Source organism: Qipengyuania sp. MTN3-11, from assembly GCF_042851825.1.
In the GTDB taxonomy this organism is placed as follows: domain Bacteria; phylum Pseudomonadota; class Alphaproteobacteria; order Sphingomonadales; family Sphingomonadaceae; genus Qipengyuania.
Window position 1 is genome coordinate 1,075,464 of record NZ_BTGM01000001.1, and the last position, 17,670, is coordinate 1,093,133.

Consider the following 17,670-nt stretch of genomic DNA (forward strand, 5'->3'; position numbering starts at 1 on the left):
TCCGCGAACAGCTGGGAATATGTCTGTGCGGTCAGTCCTAACGAACGGAATTGTACTCGGGGCGGCGATCACAGCCGCGCCCGCACTGGCGCAGGATCCGCTCGACCGGACCGACCCCACCCAGGCGGAGGCTCCCGAGGACCTTCCGCGCGAAATCGACGACGAGGTGCGCGTCGAGACGATCCGGATCGATGTCGATCCGAGCATCTTCGACGACACGCGGTACGATGTCGGCGCGATCGTCATCGACAACCTCGCCGCGCTCGATCCCGGCGATTTCACCGATATCGTCCAGGAATACTCGGCTCGCTCGCTCTCCGCGGGCGAACTCGGCGCACTGAGCGGTCGAGTCGCGCAGCGCGCGCGCGATCGGGGCTATATCTTCGCCAGCGCCGCGATAGCACCGCAATCGCTGGCCTCCGGGGTCCTGAGAGTTCGCCTCGAGGAAGGCGTGATCGACGAGATCCGGGTGACCGGGGACGACGACAGCGCCATTCGGTCGCAACTCGCGCCCCTCGGCGACGGTCGGCCGGTAACGCTGGCGAGGCTCGAGCGCCATCTGCTGTTAGCCGACGATATCGCCGGCGTCCGCCTGCGCTCGCCGCGCTATGAACGCGAAGGCGATCGCGGCATACTGATCGTCGAAGCCTCGCGCAGCGATTTCAGCGGCCGCGCAGGGATCGAGAACGACGGGTCCAGGCCGATCGGTCCCTTGCGCGCGCGGATCGATTTCGATGCCAACGGTTTGATCTCTCCGTTCGACGAGGTCGACTTCACCTATTCGACCGTGCCAGACAGCCCCAGCGAACTGCAGTACGTGCGCGGGCGTTACGGTGTGGTGTTTTCGCAGCAAGGATCGCAATTCGCGGTCTCGGCCTCCTATTCCGCGACAAATCCGGGGGCCTATCTCGAAGATCGGGACATCTTCGGGGAGTCGATGAGTCTGGCCGCCCATCTTCGACACCCATTGCATCGGTCACGGGCCTTCTCGCTATGGCTCGACGGCGAATTCGAATTCCGCGATCTGCGCCAGGAACGCTTCGGAATTCTGGCGCGGCACGACCGCATCCCGGTGGTGCGTGTCGGGCTCTACGCCCGGTCGCTGATGTTCGACGGTTCCTTCCGCGGGCGGCTGACGCTTGCCCAGGGGCTCGACGTGCTGGATGCGACGCAGACCGGCGATCCGCTCGCCTCGCGCGGCGATGCCTCGCCCGATTTCACGACCCTTTCTGCCTGGTTCGCCTGGGAACGCGAGCTTTCGCGCTCCTTCAGTCTGGCGCTCGCCGGGCGCGGGCAGGTGTCGACGACTCCATTGCTGATCACCGAGGATATCGGCCTCGGGGGCAACAGCTTCCTGCGTGGCTACAATTTCAGCGAACGCTCCGGCGACAACGGCGTGGCCGGCTCGGCCGAGCTGCGATACGACTGGCCGAGCCCCTTCGGGCTGGTACGCCAAATGCAGATCTACGCGTTCGCCGACGGCGGTGTGGTGGGCAATCTCGATGACGGTCGCGGCAGCGGTTCGCTCGCCTCTGGCGGCGGTGGGCTGCGTACCAACATCACCCGCGATCTCGATCTCGGGCTCGAACTCGCCCTGCCGCTCACCGGCCCGCGCTACGATACCGACGACAAGTCCCCGCGTTTCAATATGGCGATCAGCCAGTCGTTCTGATGCGATTGCAGGCGCTTGGGTATTCATGGCGGGTATTGCTCGACAGGGGTTCGGGATCGGCCGATCGCCTGCCCGCTCCGCCTTGGCGGTTGTATATTCGCAGGATCGGCTGAATAGGTTCCGAAACGCGAACCCCGGGAGCAGCAACGATCCGACACATCGAATCCTCCTCGACCCTCCTCCTGTTCGGCGCCACCGGCGATCTGGCGAAGCGCATGCTGTTGCCGTCGCTTTATGCGCTGCATGAAGACGGGTTGATAGCGGCCGACCTCAGGATCGTCGGCACCGCGCGCAGCGAGCTTTCCGATGAAGATTTCCGCCAGATGGCGCGCGAGGCCTTGCTCGAATATCTACCGGACGACCGCAAGCACGAAGGTAAGCTGGCGAGCTTCGTCGACCACCTGGTCTACCAGCCGCTCGATGCCTCCACCGTCGAAGGCTTCGATGCGCTGGCGGACAAGGTCGGCGATATTTCCGGCGGGCTGTCGATCTTCCTGTCTACTGCGCCGTTCCTGTTCGAACCGACGATCGAGGGGCTCAAGGCATCGGGTCTGGCCGGCGAAAACGTTCGCATCGGCCTGGAGAAGCCCCTCGGCAACGATCTCGCGAGCTCGCGAGTAATCAACGATGCGGTCGCCAGCGCCTTCGACGAGGAGCGGACCTTCCGGATCGACCATTATCTCGGCAAGGAGACGGTGCAGAACTTGATGGCGCTGCGCTTCGCCAATGCCATGTTCGAGCCGCTGTGGAACGCCAACGGGATCGATCACGTCCAGATCACGGTGAGCGAGACCGTCGGGCTGGAAGGGCGGCGCGGCTTCTACGACGACACCGGCGCGCTGCGCGACATGGTGCAGAACCACATGCTGCAGCTGCTGGCTATCACCGCGATGGAACCGCCCGCCGATTTCGACGCGACCGCGGTGCGCGACGAGAAGGTCAAGGTCCTGCGCTCGCTCCGCCCCTTGCAAGCGAACGAGATGGTGCGGGGCCAATATGGCGAAGGCGCGGTCAAGGGCGAGAGCGTCGGCAGTTACGAAGGCGATCTGGGCGAGGCTTCGGACACCGAGACCTTCGTCGCGCTGAAGGCCCATGTCGACAATTGGCGCTGGCAAGGCGTGCCCTTTTACCTGCGCACCGGCAAACGCATGGCCGAGCGCCGCAGCGAGATCGTCATCCAGTTCAAATGCGTGCCGCACAACATCTTCGCCGAGCGCGGGGGCAGCCTCAATCCCAACCGGCTGGTGATCCGCCTGCAGCCCGAGGAATACGTCCGCCTGATGGTCATGGCCAAGCAGCCCAGCATGGACCGCGACGGCGTCACGCTGCGCGAGGTGCCGCTCGACCTCTCGCTGACTCAGGCCTTCGCCAAGGCGCGGCGGCGTATCGCCTACGAGCGCCTGCTGCTCGACCTGATCGACGGCGACTCGACGCTGTTCGTCCGCCGCGACGAGGTCGAGGCGCAATGGAAATGGATCGACGCGATCCGCGAAGTCTGGATGAAGGAACAAAGCGCCCCGCGATCCTACAGCGCGGGCAATTGGGGACCGAGCGCGGCCATCGCCCTGACCGAGCGCGACGGGCGCAGCTGGCATGAGTGACGGCCGGTCCGTCACCTGGGCGAAGGACGGTTCGGCGGGAGCGGTCGCGGCGCATATCGCCCGGGTCATCGATCTGAACCCCCGGGCAAGGATCGCAGTGCCAGGCGGTTCGACGCCGCTCCCGATCTTCGAGGAGCTGGTCGGGCGCGGCATCGACTGGTCGGGCGTGACGCTGATGCTCGGCGACGACCGGATCGTCGAACCGGGCCACGCCGCCAGCAATCAGGCCAAGCTCGAGGGGGCCTTCTGCGCGACCGAGGCGACGATCGTGGCGCTGGAGGAGGGTATGGAGGTTCCCGATCTCGATTTGCTGTGGTTGGGAATGGGCAGCGACGGTCATATCGCCTCGCTCTTTCCAGAGATGAAGACAGAGGATGTCGAGGGCCGCAGGGTGATCCGGACCGAGCCGGTGCCGTTGTCGGCGGAGGCTCCATTCCCCCGGTTGAGCATGAACATGGAAGCGCTTACCCAGGCTCCGCGGGAGATCATCCTGGTCGCCCGCGGCGAGGACAAGAAGCGCGTGATCGAGGCCGCGATCAGCGGCTCGATCACCCTGCCGATCACCACCTTGATCGCCCGCGCGACCTGCCCGATCACCATCTACTGGAGCGCCGAATGACTCTCCATCCGACCCTCGCCAAGGTTACCGAGCGGATCGTGGAGCGCAGCCGCGACAGCCGCCGCCGCTATCTCGACCTGATCGACCGGGAACGCGATGCCGGGGTCAACCGGCCGACGCTGTCCTGCGGCAATCTCGCTCACGGCTTTGCCGCCAGCGGCGACGACAAGCCCGCGATCCGCGGCGGCGAGGCGATGAACATCGGCATCGTCACCGCCTACAACGACATGCTGAGCGCGCATCAGCCCTATGGCCGCTATCCCGAGCAGATAAAGATCTTCGCGCGCCAGAAAGGTGCCACCGCGCAGGTCGCCGGCGGGGTGCCCGCCATGTGCGACGGGGTGACGCAGGGTCAGCCGGGCATGGAGCTGTCGCTGTTCAGCCGCGACGTCATCGCGATGGGCGCGGCGGTCGGCCTGTCCCACGGCATGTTCGAGGGCGCGGCGCTGCTCGGCATCTGCGACAAGATCGTGCCGGGCCTGCTGATCGGCACGCTGCGCTTCGGACATTTGCCGACGATCCTGATCCCTGCGGGCCCGATGCCGTCGGGCCTCGCCAACAAGGAGAAGATCCGCGTCCGCCAGCTCTATGCGGAAGGCAAGGTGGGTGAGGAGGAGCTGATGGATGCGGAGAGCGCCAGCTATCACGGCGCGGGCACATGCACGTTCTACGGCACCGCCAATTCCAACCAGATGATGATGGAGATGATGGGGCTGCACATGCCCGGTTCCAGCTTCGTCAATCCGGGCAACAGGCTGCGGCAGGAGCTGACCCGCGCGGCCATTCATCGGCTGACCGAAATCGGCTGGAGAGGCGACGATTACCGCCCGCTGGGCGCCTGCGTGGACGAGAAGGCGATCGTCAATGCGGTCGTCGGCCTGCTCGCCACCGGCGGATCGACCAATCACGTCATCCATCTGCCGGCCATCGCCCGTGCCGCCGGCATCCAGCTCGACTGGGACGACATGGACGAACTGAGCGACGTCGTGCCCCTGATCGCCAGCGTCTATCCCAATGGCGCGGGGGACATAAATTATTTCCACGCCGCGGGCGGCATGCCCTTCGTGATCCGCGAACTGCTCGAGGCGGGCCTTGCGCATGACGACATCCGGACGGTCTACGGCACCTCGCTTTCCGAAGGCGCGCAGGAACCCGTGATGGAAGGCGACAGCCTCGTCTGGCACCCCGGTGCGGCAACAAGTCGCGACGAGACGCTGCTGGCGCCGGTCTCGGCACCGTTCCAGCCCAATGGCGGGCTTGCCCTGCTCCAGGGCAATCTCGGCCGGGCGACGATGAAGGTCAGCGCCGTCGCCCCCGAACGCCGGACGACCGAGGCTCCTTGCCGGGTATTCTCCGACCAGCACCAGGTGATCGAGGCCTTCAGGACCGGCGCGCTGGATCGCGACGTCGTGGTGGTCGTCAGGTTCCAGGGGCCGGCGGCTAACGGCATGCCGGAATTGCACAAGCTCACCCCGCCGCTGGGTGTCTTGCAGGACCGGGGATACCGCGTCGCGCTGGTCACCGACGGGCGGATGTCGGGGGCGAGCGGCAAGGTGCCCTGCGCGATCCACGTCTCCCCCGAAGCGTGGCACCGGGGCCCGCTGGCCAAGCTGCGCGATGGCGATGTCGTGCGGGTCTGCGCGGAAACCGGCACGCTCGCCGCGCTGGTCGACGAGACGGAATGGTCCTCGCGCGAACTGGCCGAGGCACCCCCGGCGGCGACCGGCACCGGCCGCGAACTCTTCGCCATGTTGCGCCACCATGCCGATCCGGCGGAGAAGGGCGGCAGCGCCATGCTGGCGGAAGCGGGCCTTTGAGCGCAACCCGCCAGATCGTCGTCGCGGACATCGGCGGCACGCACGCCAGGTTCGCCATCGCCACGATCGAGGGCGACGGTTCGATCGCTCTGAGCGAGCCCGAGACCCTGCGCACCGAGGATTACGGCAGCTTCGGCACGGCCTGGGCCCGCTTTTGCGACATGCAGGGGGGGGCGCTACCCGATGCGGCGGCATTGGCGATCGCGGGCCGGGCCGACGAGGAGGTGATCCGCTTCACCAACAATCCCTGGACCATCCGTGCGGACGGCATCGCATCCGAGCTTTCGGTGTCGCAGTGGAGCATCGTCAACGATTTCGAAGCGGTCGCCCATGCCGTCGCGCACACTCCGGACGAGGAACTGGTTCATCTCGCGGGGCCAGCGAATGCTCTTGCCGAGGACGGGACCATCAGCATCCTCGGTCCCGGCACCGGGCTTGGCGTGGCCCATCTGCGTCGATTCGAAACCGGCTACGAGGTGCAGTCGACCGAAGGCGGGCACATCGGCTTCGCTCCGCTCGATGCCGTCGACGATGCCATACTGGCGCGTCTCCGTCGTAGATACGACCGCGTGTCGGTGGAACGCGTGGTTTCCGGCCCGGGGATCGTGGAGATTCACCGCGCCCTTGCGGCAGGTGCGGGTCGGGATGAAGAGGGACCGGACCACGTCGAAATCTGGCGCCGGGGCATTGCCGGCGAGGACAGGTTGGCGACGGCGGCGGTCGAGCGCTTCTGCCTGACGCTCGGAAGCGTGGCCGGCGACATCGCGCTGGCGCAGGGCGGTTTCGGCGGGGTCGTCATCGCGGGGGGGTTGGGGTATCGGCTGCGCGAGATCCTTCCGCGCTCCGGCTTCGCCGAACGGTTCACGGCCAAGGGACGATTCTCCGGATTGATGGCGACGATACCGGTCAAGCTGATCGTCCACCCCCAACCCGGGCTCCTGGGCGTCGCGGCGGCTTTCGCCGGTCAGCACCTTGGAGCGAGGGGCCGACCACCATCATCACGGTAGACACGCTCGGCACCGATCGCCGCCAACCGACCCCGAACCGTCCCTCGACTGCAACGATGCGAAAGTAGGAAGTATCACCATGACCAGCCAGCCGCCGATCCGGCAGAACCCAGACATTCGCTATCTCGGGAAGATTCTGGGCGACGTCATTCGCGAGCATGGCAGCGCACGGCTGTTCGAGCGTACCGAACACATTCGCTCGGCCAGCGTGGCACGCCACCGGGGCGACGAGCCGGTCGATTTGGAACTGGAGGATCTCGACCTCGACGAGACGCTGGATTTCGTCCGGGGCTTCGGCCTGTTCTCGATGCTCGCCAATCTGGCCGAAGACCGGGACGGAGTGATGGCCGATAGCGAAGTGTCCTTTGCGGACGCCCTGACGGACCTGTCGGGGCAGGGTGTCGACCGCGCGCAAGTGCGAGACATGCTCGACGAGGCGCTGGTCGTGCCGGTGCTGACCGCGCATCCTACCGAAGTCAGGCGCAAGAGCGTGATCGATCATCGCACGCGAATCGCCGAGCTGATGGCCATGCGGGACGCGGGCCGGAACCGGACGCCCGAAGGCGACGATCTCGAAGATGCCATCGTCCGCCAGATCGCGCTGCTCTGGCGCACGCGGCCGCTCCGGCGCGAACGGCTGTTCGTGACGGACGAGGTGGAAAACGCGATCGCCTTCATGCGCGAGGTCTTCGTGCCGGTGTTGCCGGGGCTCTACCGAAGCTGGGAAGATGCCTTGGGAGAACGGCCGGCGAGCTTCCTGCGCTTGGGCAGCTGGATCGGGGGCGACCGCGACGGCAATCCCTACGTCACGGCGGATTCCCTGCGATACGCCCAGGCCCGCGCCGCCGAGACGGTGATCGAACATTATCTCGACGAACTCCATGCCCTGGGTGCAGAACTGTCGATCTCCAGCGAACTGGCCGAGATCGATCCCGAGGTGGCGCGGCTGGCGGAAACGAGCGGCGACGCGTCCGCGCACCGGAATGACGAGCCCTATCGGCGGGCCATCGTCGGCATCTACAATCGCCTCGCCGCCAGTTTCGAAACCCTCGTCGGGAAGCCGCCTCCGCGCGCCGCGCTGTTCCGTGCCGATCCCTATGCGGGGCCGAGAGAATTTCAGGACGATCTCAGGATCGTGGCCCGGGCGCTGGCCGATCTCGGAGGCGAGACCCTGGCGTCGCAAGGTTCGCTCGGCCGCCTGATCCGGGCCGTCCGGACCTTCGGCTTCCACCTCGCGACGATCGATTTGCGCCAGAACAGCGCCGTTCACGAGCGGGTGGTCGCCGAACTGTTCGCCGGTGCAGGGGTGACGGCGGACTATGGCGCGCTCGAGGAAGCCGAGCGGATCGACATTCTCCGACGCGAACTGGCAAGCCCGCGGCCGCTGCGGTCACCGTGGACGCGCTATTCGGACGAGACCGAGAAGGAACTGGCGATCCTCTCCGCGGCCGCCGAGGCGCATTCGGTCTACGGCCCCGATTGCATCACCCAGTACATCGTCTCGATGGCCGAGACTGTTTCGGACCTTCTCGAAGTTCACATTCTCCTGAAAGAGGTCGGGCTCTACCGTCCCGGACCGGTGCCGGAGGCCGACATCATGGCGGTGCCGCTGTTCGAGACGATCGGCGATCTGAAAAGCGCTCCGCACGTCATGCGCGACTTCTTCGGCCTGTCGGAGATTGCCGGATTGCTGTCGAAGCGCGGCTTTCAGGAAGTCATGATCGGCTATTCCGATTCCAACAAGGACGGCGGATACCTGACGTCGAGCTGGATGCTCGCGAAGGCGAGCGAGGCGCTGGCCCCGGTTTTCGCCGAGGCGGGCGTGAGAATGCAATTGTTCCACGGCCGGGGCGGATCGGTGGGTCGCGGGGGAGGCTCGGCGTTCCAGGCGATCCGGACCCAGCCGGCGAACACGGTCAACGGGCGCATCCGGATCACGGAGCAGGGGGAGGTCATCGCGGCCAAGTTCGGGACGAGCGAAAGCGCGGCGATCAATCTGGAAGCCATGGTGACGGCTGCGATGCTGGCGACGCTGGAGCCCGCCGCGATCCCGTCCGCGGATTATGCTCGTTTCTCCTCCGCGCTGGACCGGATTTCCGCCGATGCGATGGCTGCCTATCGGGGGCTGGTTTACGAAACACCGGATTTCGTGCGCTTTTTCCGGCAAATGACGCCGATAGCGGAGATTGCCGCGCTCAAGATCGGGTCGCGGCCCGCAAGCCGCAAATCGTCGGACCGCATCGAGGATCTGCGCGCCATTCCCTGGGTATTCTCGTGGTCGCAGGCGCGGGTGATGCTCCCCGGCTGGTACGGCGTCGGAAGCGCGTTGGCCGGGTTCGAGGACAAGGTCCTGCTGCGGGAGATGGCCGACCAATGGCCGTTCCTCGGCAACGCGCTCGCAAATATGGAGATGGTCCTGGCCAAGTCCGACATGGCGATCGCCGAACGCTATTGCGAGCTGGTGTCGGATCGCGCCGCGGCACGCGACATCTTCGGATCGATCAAGGGCGAATGGCAGCGCACGCATGACGGTTTGCTCGACGCAACCGGTCAGACGCGCTTGCTCGAGAACTCGCCCAAGCTCGATGCGTCGATACGCCTCCGGCTTCCCTATATCGAACCGCTCAATCTCCTCCAGATCGAGCTTCTCAAACGCCACCGGGCCGGGGAAGAGGACGATCGGATCGCCGAGGGCATCCAGCTTTCGATCAACGCCATCGCCACGGCGTTGCGGAACAGCGGGTGAACTGAGGAAACCTAGATTTCCGGGTCCAGATCGCCCGGTCGATCTATGTCCCGCAGCATCCTGCGATCTCGCGGGTCGATCAGCTTTGCTCCGGGTGTGCCGAGGCTGCGCGCGCCGCTGTCGCCGGTCAGAGAGCGCAGGTCTGCAAAGCTCTCCCGATCGAAGGCCGCCGGCGTGCCCGCGCCGTCATCCACCTGGCGAGTGAATATCGTTCCGCGGCCCTCTCCAAGCATCCGCAGGTGCGGGGCCTCGACATAGGGCATGTCCGCGAGCGCGATGACGACCCGTTCGCGAGCAGCCGCCGCGGTGACGCCGGCGGCGATGGACGAACCCATGCCACGGTCCGTGTCGGGGTTCACGACGATGTCCCAGCCCTGCCGCGTGCCGATGGAGGAATGCGCGGCGACCACGAGGTAGCGGGTCGCGAAGCCGGCCGTCTCTGCGGCCCGAGCCGCCCACTCCCAGAGCGGTCTGCCGTCGACCTTCGCTGTCAGCTTGTCGCTTCCGAAACGCTTGCTTCGGCCCGCGGCCAGCAGGATCAGCGCCACGGAGGGATCAAGCAGCGTCAAGCAGCCGCTCGTATTGCGCGACGATCTCGGCGATCGCCGAGAGGGCGAGCGTCGCGGGCGTCTTGCACGAGGGGATCAGGCCGATGGGGCTGCGGATCCTGGCGATCTGCTCTTCCGGCACGCCGCGCGCCGCGAGCGACAGGCCTCTCGAAACGCGCGCATTCTCCCCGCCCTGCGCGCCGACATAGAACGCCTCGCTCTCGAGAGCCTGTTCGAGAAGGGGCAATTCCCATTCATGATCGTGGAACAGCAGCAATGCGGCGGTCCAGGGGTCGAGGCGACAATCGCTGGCTCGCTGACCGAGCGATAGGTCGATCTTGTCGTAGGATTGGACGGCTATACCCAACGCCGCGGCGAGTGAAGCAAAGGCTTCGAGTTCGGGCCCCTCGCCGAAGGCCGCGATCGTGAGGGCAGGCAGATACCGACGGTGGCCGATGGGCGAGACAGGGGGGAGGGCCATCCGCGCGGGCTGCCGGTTCGCGAGCAGCTGCGCGGCGCGGCGACACGCGAGCGGGTCCGGCTGGGGATCGAGGAGGATGTCGATGCCACTGCCGCAGGGCAGGCGAAAGTCGATCGTCTCCGATCCGCGTCCGTACCGGATGACCGAAGGCCGTTCGAGCCCGTACATGTCGGTTGCCAGTTGCGCCTCGAGGCACCCGTCGGCGAGCGAGCCGATGGTGCTTCCATCGGGGAGGACCGCCAGCTGCGCGCCGAGACGGCGCGAGAAGCTGCCGTCGATACCCACGATCGTGCACAGGCCGACGTCCGCACTTGTGGCGGCGTTCAGGGCGGCATGATCCTCCGACGGCGCGTCCGGACGGGCAAGCAGGGTCTGCATCAATCCGGCATGGCCGCCAGCACGCGGTCCGGCGTCATCGGATAATCGTACAGGCGCGCGCCGCAGGCGTTGTAGATTGCGCTGGCGATCGCCGCCGCGCCGCCGCACATGCCGAGCTCGCCGATCCCCTTGGCCTGGATCGGGCTGGCCGCGGGGTCCCGTTCCTCGACCATAATGACCTCGAGATCCGGCACGTCGCGGTGGACCGGCACGTGGTATTCGGCGAGGTCGCAATTCACCAGATGGCCGTCGCGCGGGTCGAACTCGAGCGCTTCGGTGAGCGCGAGGCCGATGCTCCAGGTGATACCGCCAAGGCACTGCGAGCGAGCCGTCGTCCGGTTGAGGACACGCCCGAACCCGAAGGTGCCGAGCATCCGATCCACACGGGTCTCGCCGGTGAAGCGGTTGACGCGCACCTGCGCGAAGAAGGCGCCGAAGCCGGAGGCGGTGAAATCGTCCGAGATATCGCCGGGCTCGTAGTGTCCTTCGCGCGAAAGGTCCTCCCCGCCCAAGAGATCGGCGAGCGGTTTTCCATCGGCCGTGCGGCCGTCCTTCAACTCGAGCGCAGCCTCTTCCACACCCGCGCGGTCCGCCAGCTCTTCCCGCAGTGCCTTGCAGGCGACATAGACAGCCGAACCGCTCGATGCCGCGCCCCAGCTTCCGCCCGAGCCGGGGCCGCGCGGATGATCGGTGTCTCCGAGCTCGACCAGAACATCCGCGGGGTCGAGACCCAGCATCTCGCCGGCGATCTGTGCGAGGATCGTGTAGGTGCCGGTGCCGATATCGGTCATGTCGGTCTGCACCAGCGCGGTGCCGTCGGCGCCAATGGTCACCCGCGCCTTGGCTTCGGATACGTTGTGGACGCGCGCCGCGCTCGCCATGCCGGTTCCCACCCACCATTCGCCTTCCTGGCGCTGGCGGGGTTTGCGGGGACCCGCATCCCATCCAAACGCTTCGGCACCCGTTTTCAGGCACTCCGCCAGCTTGTGCGAGGAGAAGGGCAGGTCCTCTTCGGGGTTCCTCTCGGGAATGTTCCTCAGTCGCAGTTCGACGGGATCGATACCGGCCTTTTCGGCCAGAGCATCCATCGCGCATTCCAGCGCGGGCATGCCCACGGCTTCGCCCGGCGCGCGGACCGAACCGGCAGTCATCCGGTGAATTCGTGCCAGCTCCAGCTTCAATTCGCGGTTCTCGGCCGCGTAGAGGAAGTGGGAGGATTGGAGAACCGGTTCGGCGAAGCTCTCGCCGGGCAGGTTGGAGACCAGGGCTTCGTGACCGAAGGCGGTGAGCTTGCCCTGTTCGTCGCAGGCGAGCCGCAGGCGCTGCGTCGTTTCGGACCTGCGCATGATGCACTGGAAGACCTGCTGGCGCGACATGACGGCCCGGACCGGGCGCTCCAGGTCGATCGCGGCGATGGAGGCTGCGACCACCTCCTCGCTGATGCCGAGCTTCGATCCGAAACCGCCGCCCACGAAACGCGAGACGAGCCGGATTTGCTCTTCCTCGAGATCGAGGGAATCCGCCAGTTCGGCAATGTTGTAATTGGGCATCTGAAGCGATGCATGGACGGTCAGCCTGGTGCCGTCCCAGTCCGCGATCGCCGCATGGGGTTCCATCGCGGCCGAAGCATGCCCCTTCGTCGTGCATGCGACATCGACCGAATGGGCCGAAGTGGACATGGCATGATCGAAATCGCCCTGACGGACCGTCTCGTCTTCCTGCTCCTCGCGCTCGGAAGTGGTGGGATCCAGCGGCGCGCCGTCCTCGGCGCGATATTCGACCTTGAGGTGCTTGGCCGCATCGCGCGCCTGCTCGAAGGTTTCGGCCACCACCAGCGCTATGGGCTGACCCCAGTAGCATATCTTCCGCGGGCTTTGTTGTGGCGCCTCGCCGGCGGTCCCCTGGGCCGCACGGGTGGTCAAGCGTTCGTCGTCGATCACCGCGATCACCCCGGGCATCGACAGCACGCTGTCCTTGTCGATCCGCGTCACTTCGCCGCGCACGATGGTGGCAGTGACGAGCACGCCCTCCGCGCAATTCTGGATCGGGTATTCTGCCGCATAGGGCGCCGTTCCGGTCACCTTGGCCAAGCCTTCGACGCGCGGCATCGCCTTGCCGATCACGCCCTGCGCCATGCCGTCGAGACGATTGGAGGTATCGGGCTTATCCTGTTTGAAATGCACGGTCATGCGGTCACCTGCGTCGCCTGTTCGAGGACGGCGTGAAGCGTCCGTCGGGCCAGGGGTATCTTGAAATCGTTTTCGCCGAAGCCCTTTGCCCCTTCGAGAAGCACATCGGCGGCCTTGTCGAAAAGATGCGTGGAAGGCGCGCTTCCGATCAACAGTTCGGCGATGCGCGGGTCGTGCCAAGGCTTGTGGGCGATCCCGCCGAACGCGAGATCGGCGCGTGAGAATACGCCGTCCTTCATCTCGATGATCGCTGCGATCGAGACGAGCGCGAAGGCATAGGAAGAGCGTTCACGGACCTTCCGATAGATCTGGGTCCCGCCGACCGGGGGCGGCAGCGTGACCGCTGTAATCACTTCGCCTGCTTCCAAGACATTCTCGATCCACGGCGTGTCGCCGGGAAGACAATGAAAATCGCGCACCGGGACCGTGCGGCTGGACCCGTCCGATGCAGCGATGTCGACCTGCGCGTCGAGCGCGCTGAGTGCCACCGCCATGTCGCCGGGATAGGTCGCGATGCATTGTTCGCTGGTTCCGAGGATCGCGTGGAGCTTCGCGATCCCGTCTATCGCGCCGCAACCGCTGCCCGGATCGCGCTTGTTGCAGGGCTGGTCGATGTTGGTGAAATAATAGCAGCGCGTCCGCTGGCACAGGTTTCCGCCTGTCGTGGCCTTGTTGCGCAACTGCTGAGTCGCGCCGGCCAGGATCGCGCGAGCAAGGACCGGGTAATCGGACCGAACCCTTTCGTGGACCGCCGCCTGGGTGTTGGTCGCGAGCGCCCCGATGGACAGGCCGCCGTTCTCGAGGCTGTCGATCCCGGCAAAGCCGATGCGATTGATGTCCGCCAATTCGCCCGGCGTTTCCACCTGCAGCTTCATCAGATCGACGAGGTTGGTTCCGCCCGCGATGAGCCGGGCACCATTGTCCGCAACGGCCTGCCTCGCTTCGCCGAGCGAGACCGGTCTGGTATAGGCAAAGGGCCTCATACGCCCGCCTCCGCGACTTCGCGAATGGCGGCGACGATGTTCGCGTAGGCTCCGCAGCGGCACAAGTTGCCGCTCATCCTCTCGCGTATCTCCTCGCCGGACAGCGCGATCTCGCCATCGAGGCTCTCGCTCGCGTCGCTCGGCCAATTGGCGGCGATCTCGTCTAGCATTGCCGTTGCGGAGCAGATCTGGCCCGGCGTGCAATAGCCGCACTGGAAGCCATCGTGCTCGAGGAACGCCTTCTGCATCGCGCTCGGTTTGTCCGGAGTGCCGAGACCTTCGATCGTGATTATCTCATCGCCATCGTGCATCGCCGCCAGCGACAGGCAGCTGTTGATCCTGATGCCGTTCACGATGACGGTACAGGCGCCGCACTGGCCGTGGTCGCACCCCTTTTTCGTTCCGGTGAGACCGAGATCGTGTCGAAGATAATCGAGCAGCGAGGTGCGCGGGTCTTTCGGGATGGGGTGTTCGCCTCCGTTGACGGAGATTGTCCGAGCCAAATTCGCCTCCTTTTCTGGTTCAACCTCCAGAGCGCGAAATGTGTCCGGCAAACATCCGACCTCGCCGGTAATCGCACCTGAGTAGGCTCTTTCAATGCTGCTGCGGCAAGCCCGGCGTTCAGGTGCCCAACGGTCTCAGCGCCGCAGAACGTCCTGCCAGTCCGGGTGACGCGCGAACTGCGCATTCGCGAACGGGCAGAGCGCAATAATCGCAACGCCGTCCCGCCGGGCATCCTCCACCGCCGCATGGACCATGCGCTCGCCGATCCGTCGGCCGCGCAGCGCGCTTGGAACCTCGGTATGATCGATGATGATGAGCGAGGCGTTGGCCCGGCTGTAGGTCATCTCCGCTTCGTGTCCGTCGACGACGATGCGATAACGTCCGTTCGAATCTCCGTCCTCGCGTTCGACCTCGGCCTCGATGGAAGGCGGCGGTTCCTCGCTGCCGAGTTGTGGATCGGCCGGACGAACTTCTCCCGGCCGACCGTCGCCGCACTCTAGGACATCGCGGTCCCAATTGCCGAGCCGCGCTGCGGCATCATAAGTGGATTCCAGGAACGCCATCAACGCCGCGTCGCCGTCCTCGGCAGACTGCACCGCGTCATAGGGCAACACGAATTCCGAAAGCTCGGCATGCCAGAAGGCGGCCTCGGGGCGAACCGCCGCACGGTCGAAACCTGCGGGAGCCGGATAGGCATAGGCATAGAAGGCGGGATAATCGATGCCGCCTCCACCTGGCCAGAAGCCGGCAGAGGAAACCTCTCGGTCGTATGCCTCCTGCGCCACATCGTTCGGCAGCGCCGGAACGCCGCCGGGATGGAGCGGCGCGCGTCTGCCCGAAAATCGCGTCACAGCCATATCGAAGCTTCCCCAGAACAGATGCACCGGGCTGCACTTGCCGAGGAAAGACGTCCGAAACTGCTTGAACACGCGGTCGATGCTGAGGAGCGCCTGATGGAACTGCTGAACGGCGTGCCGATCGTAGGGGCGATCGCGGTCGTCCTCGACGAACGGGACCGGGAACGGCACCTCGTTGGGCGAGCCATCGAATTTCGGTTGGCCGCCCAGTTCCGAGACCATCTTCACGAAGGCGGCATGGAACGCCGCGACGGTCATCGGCTCGAGCGCGAACGAGACCGATCGGCCGTCACCGGCGGTTCCGATGACGCGATGGTCACGAAAGTCGAATGCGATCTCGATCCCCGGCCCGTCGGGGATGAGCGACGAGGTGAGCCCCCTGGGGGTCACGTAGAAGGTCGCGTGCCACGAGTGATTGACCCAGGGCGTTTTCGCCAACCGATATTTGCCGGCGATCTGAACATAGAGATGAAGCGCGGAGGCGGTCTCCCGCCATGAGAGATAGTCGAGAAACGGCCAGCGATGATTCATGGGAACTCCTGCGTGCACGCGTTCGATCGGCTCGATCGAACCCGCGACAAGTATTGAACCAGAACGATCCATGCGGCCAGCCTCTGCCTACGGCACAGCGTGTTCCGTATCGCGCAACGCCGCTGCCCCGAACCGCCCGAAGGTTTTCCCGGGCGAAAGCAGGTCTGCGGCTATCGCGGACTTGCCATCCGGGATGATCCCGGTAGCGCGTTCATTCCCGTATCCGGCTGGCGTCCGCAACCACGGGCGCCTGGCTCGCCCAGTCCGCTGGATCATTGCTCAACCTGCCGAGGGAACCCCGATGGATCTCGACGATCTGCTCCACCGCTACTTCGGGACGCATTCCCTCGAGGAAATCGGCGAAGGGGCGCGTTCGGCAGGGACGGAGAAGATGCTGGTCGATCTCGGCCTGTCCCGGGATCGCGGACAGCGGTTCGCGCTCTGGTCAGTCCTTTACATGTTGGGCGCAGCGCCCGACCTGGAAATCGCCTTTCCCGAGGCCGCCGACCGCGAAGCCGCTCGCAATTTCATGGACCTGATGGCGGCGGCCGACGAAAGGCCGGAGCGCTGATGCCTGCTTTCCGGACATTCGACGCGGAACGGTTTCTCCGCGAGACCTGGCAGAAGCGACCGCTCCTTATCCGCGATCCCTGGCAGTCCTGGGAAAATCCGCTGGACCCGGAGGAACTCGCAGGTCTCGCCTGCGAACCGGACATCGAATCCCGTCTCGTGCGCAACGTCGGTGCAAAGGAGTGGGAGCTCGAACACGGCCCCCTGAAGGCGAAGCGCTTCGAGGAACTGGATACCTGTCCGTGGACGCTGCTGGTGCAGGCGGTCGATCATCAGGTCCCGGCAGTCGCTGCCCTGATCGATCCGTTTCGCTTCATCCCGAACTGGCGCATCGACGACGTTATGGTCAGCTACGCGGTCGCCGGCGACGGCGTGGGGCCGCATTTCGATCAGTACGACGTCTTCCTGGTCCAGGGCGCCGGTCGACGACGCTGGAAAGTCGGGCCACGTTGCGACGGTTCCGCCCGCCTCCTGCCGCATGACGATCTCCGGCTCCTGGCCGACTTCGAGCCGGTCGGGGAATGGGTGCTCGGGCCGGGCGATATACTCTATGTCCCGCCCGGATTCGCGCATGATGGCGTCGCTGTCGGCGACGATTGCATGACCTATTCGATCGGCTTTCGCGCGCCGTCGCGCGGCGATCTGATCTCGGGGTGGGCGGACCATGCGATCGACACCTTGGCCGAGGACGACCGCTATACCGATGCGCAACTGCCCATAGGTGCCAATCCCGGAGAAATCTCGTCAACCGCCCTGTCGCGCCTGCAGGGCATGGTGCTCGACGCGCTGGGGGATCCGAACGAATTCGCAAGATGGTTCGGCGAGTATGTCACCGTGCCGAAGGACGACCGGCTCGACTGGTCGCCTGAGACGCCAGTTTCGGTGGCGGACCTGACCCCCGCGGCCTCCGGGCCAATCTGGTTCGAACGCAATCCCGCGAGCCGGTTCTCCTTCATCCGTGCGGATAGCGGGCCCTTCCTGCTGTTCGTCGATGGCGTCTCGTACGAATGCTCGGGCGCGGTGATGTCCGTCGCCGAGCGGATGTGCGCGAGCGATCGGTTTGCCGTCCACGCCGAGGAGATAGATGCTGCGAACGTCGCCGAGCTGCTCGTCGCCCTCGTCAATAGCGGCTGCATCGCGGTGGAGGACCCCGCTTAGCCGCCTTGC

14 protein-coding genes are annotated in these 17,670 nt (G+C 65.8%); 8 read left to right on the forward strand and 6 right to left on the reverse strand.

The genetic code is table 11. The features are described 5' to 3' along the window. The first annotated feature begins 25 nt into the window (after window positions 1–25). The 6 genes from ACGHN1_RS05155 (at window position 26) to ppc (ending at window position 9,462) form a co-directional block, all read left to right on the forward strand. Entirely contained in the window at window positions 26–1,672 is a 1,647-nt protein-coding gene (locus ACGHN1_RS05155; protein ID WP_390548957.1) for a ShlB/FhaC/HecB family hemolysin secretion/activation protein, read from the forward strand. A 158-nt stretch (window positions 1,673–1,830) separates the two neighbouring features. Next, complete coding sequence (gene zwf, locus ACGHN1_RS05160; protein ID WP_390549771.1) at window positions 1,831–3,273, forward strand: glucose-6-phosphate dehydrogenase; 1,443 nt, start codon at window positions 1,831–1,833, stop codon at window positions 3,271–3,273. Beyond that, entirely contained in the window at window positions 3,266–3,892 is a 627-nt protein-coding gene (locus ACGHN1_RS05165; protein WP_390548959.1) for a 6-phosphogluconolactonase, read from the forward strand. Before zwf ends, ACGHN1_RS05165 begins: the two co-directional genes overlap by 8 nt. Next, a complete protein-coding gene (gene edd, locus ACGHN1_RS05170) occupies window positions 3,889–5,709 on the forward strand; it encodes a phosphogluconate dehydratase (RefSeq protein WP_390548960.1) in 1,821 nt (606 codons plus the stop codon). Before ACGHN1_RS05165 ends, edd begins: the two co-directional genes overlap by 4 nt. After that, on the forward strand, window positions 5,706–6,716 hold the full coding sequence (glk, locus tag ACGHN1_RS05175; RefSeq protein WP_390548962.1) for a glucokinase: 1,011 nt from the start codon (window positions 5,706–5,708) through the stop codon (window positions 6,714–6,716). Before edd ends, glk begins: the two co-directional genes overlap by 4 nt. 79 nt (window positions 6,717–6,795) lie before the next feature. Continuing rightward, window positions 6,796–9,462 (forward strand): phosphoenolpyruvate carboxylase, encoded by a 2,667-nt coding sequence (ppc, locus tag ACGHN1_RS05180; protein WP_390548963.1) that lies wholly within the window; start codon window positions 6,796–6,798, stop codon window positions 9,460–9,462. A gap of 11 nt (window positions 9,463–9,473) precedes the next feature. Here the strand turns inward: ppc and ACGHN1_RS05185 are convergent, their stop codons facing one another. From ACGHN1_RS05185 to ACGHN1_RS05210, 6 genes are all read right to left on the reverse strand, one after another. Then, on the reverse strand, window positions 9,474–10,010 hold the full coding sequence (locus tag ACGHN1_RS05185) for an NTP transferase domain-containing protein (protein WP_390548965.1): 537 nt from the start codon (window positions 10,008–10,010) through the stop codon (window positions 9,474–9,476). Window positions 10,011–10,017: 7 nt separating this feature from the next. Then, window positions 10,018–10,869: an XdhC family protein gene (locus ACGHN1_RS05190; protein ID WP_390548966.1), complete on the reverse strand. Its 852-nt coding sequence runs from the start codon at window positions 10,867–10,869 to the stop codon at window positions 10,018–10,020. Beyond that, window positions 10,869–13,058 carry a xanthine dehydrogenase family protein molybdopterin-binding subunit gene (locus ACGHN1_RS05195; protein WP_390548968.1) on the reverse strand — a complete coding sequence of 730 codons (2,190 nt, stop codon included), beginning with the start codon at window positions 13,056–13,058 and terminating at the stop codon, window positions 10,869–10,871. Before ACGHN1_RS05195 ends, ACGHN1_RS05190 begins: the two co-directional genes overlap by 1 nt. Further along, window positions 13,055–14,041: an FAD binding domain-containing protein gene (locus ACGHN1_RS05200; RefSeq protein ID WP_390548969.1), complete on the reverse strand. Its 987-nt coding sequence runs from the start codon at window positions 14,039–14,041 to the stop codon at window positions 13,055–13,057. The genes ACGHN1_RS05195 and ACGHN1_RS05200 overlap by 4 nt, the downstream gene beginning before the upstream one ends. Further along, a complete protein-coding gene (locus ACGHN1_RS05205) occupies window positions 14,038–14,544 on the reverse strand; it encodes a 2Fe-2S iron-sulfur cluster-binding protein (RefSeq protein WP_390548971.1) in 507 nt (168 codons plus the stop codon). The genes ACGHN1_RS05200 and ACGHN1_RS05205 overlap by 4 nt, the downstream gene beginning before the upstream one ends. 135 nt (window positions 14,545–14,679) lie before the next feature. Beyond that, the gene (locus tag ACGHN1_RS05210) at window positions 14,680–15,933 is read right to left on the reverse strand and encodes a DUF5996 family protein (RefSeq protein WP_390548973.1); all 1,254 of its coding nucleotides are present in this window, start codon (window positions 15,931–15,933) and stop codon (window positions 14,680–14,682) included. A gap of 301 nt (window positions 15,934–16,234) precedes the next feature. Here ACGHN1_RS05210 and ACGHN1_RS05215 point away from each other — a divergent pair, with 301 nt between their 5' ends. Next, entirely contained in the window at window positions 16,235–16,504 is a 270-nt protein-coding gene (locus tag ACGHN1_RS05215; RefSeq protein ID WP_390548975.1) for a hypothetical protein, read from the forward strand. Further along, window positions 16,504–17,661, forward strand: a complete 1,158-nt coding sequence (locus ACGHN1_RS05220) for a JmjC domain-containing protein (protein ID WP_390548977.1) — start codon at window positions 16,504–16,506, stop codon at window positions 17,659–17,661. The genes ACGHN1_RS05215 and ACGHN1_RS05220 overlap by 1 nt, the downstream gene beginning before the upstream one ends. Window positions 17,662–17,670 lie beyond the last annotated feature (9 nt).

What these genes read in the sequence shown, in the direction of transcription:
- ACGHN1_RS05165 (WP_390548959.1), top strand. Translation starts at nt 3,266, where the DNA reads ATGAGTGACGGCCGGTCCGTCACCTGGGCGAAGGACGGTTCGGCGGGA.
- edd (WP_390548960.1), top strand. Translation starts at nt 3,889, where the DNA reads ATGACTCTCCATCCGACCCTCGCCAAGGTTACCGAGCGGATCGTGGAG.
- ppc (WP_390548963.1), top strand. Translation starts at nt 6,796, where the DNA reads ATGACCAGCCAGCCGCCGATCCGGCAGAACCCAGACATTCGCTATCTC.
- ACGHN1_RS05190 (WP_390548966.1), bottom strand. Translation starts at nt 10,869, where the DNA reads ATGCAGACCCTGCTTGCCCGTCCGGACGCGCCGTCGGAGGATCATGCC.
- ACGHN1_RS05195 (WP_390548968.1), bottom strand. Translation starts at nt 13,058, where the DNA reads ATGACCGTGCATTTCAAACAGGATAAGCCCGATACCTCCAATCGTCTC.
- ACGHN1_RS05200 (WP_390548969.1), bottom strand. Translation starts at nt 14,041, where the DNA reads ATGAGGCCCTTTGCCTATACCAGACCGGTCTCGCTCGGCGAAGCGAGG.
- ACGHN1_RS05210 (WP_390548973.1), bottom strand. Translation starts at nt 15,933, where the DNA reads ATGAATCATCGCTGGCCGTTTCTCGACTATCTCTCATGGCGGGAGACC.
- ACGHN1_RS05215 (WP_390548975.1), top strand. Translation starts at nt 16,235, where the DNA reads ATGGATCTCGACGATCTGCTCCACCGCTACTTCGGGACGCATTCCCTC.
- ACGHN1_RS05220 (WP_390548977.1), top strand. Translation starts at nt 16,504, where the DNA reads ATGCCTGCTTTCCGGACATTCGACGCGGAACGGTTTCTCCGCGAGACC.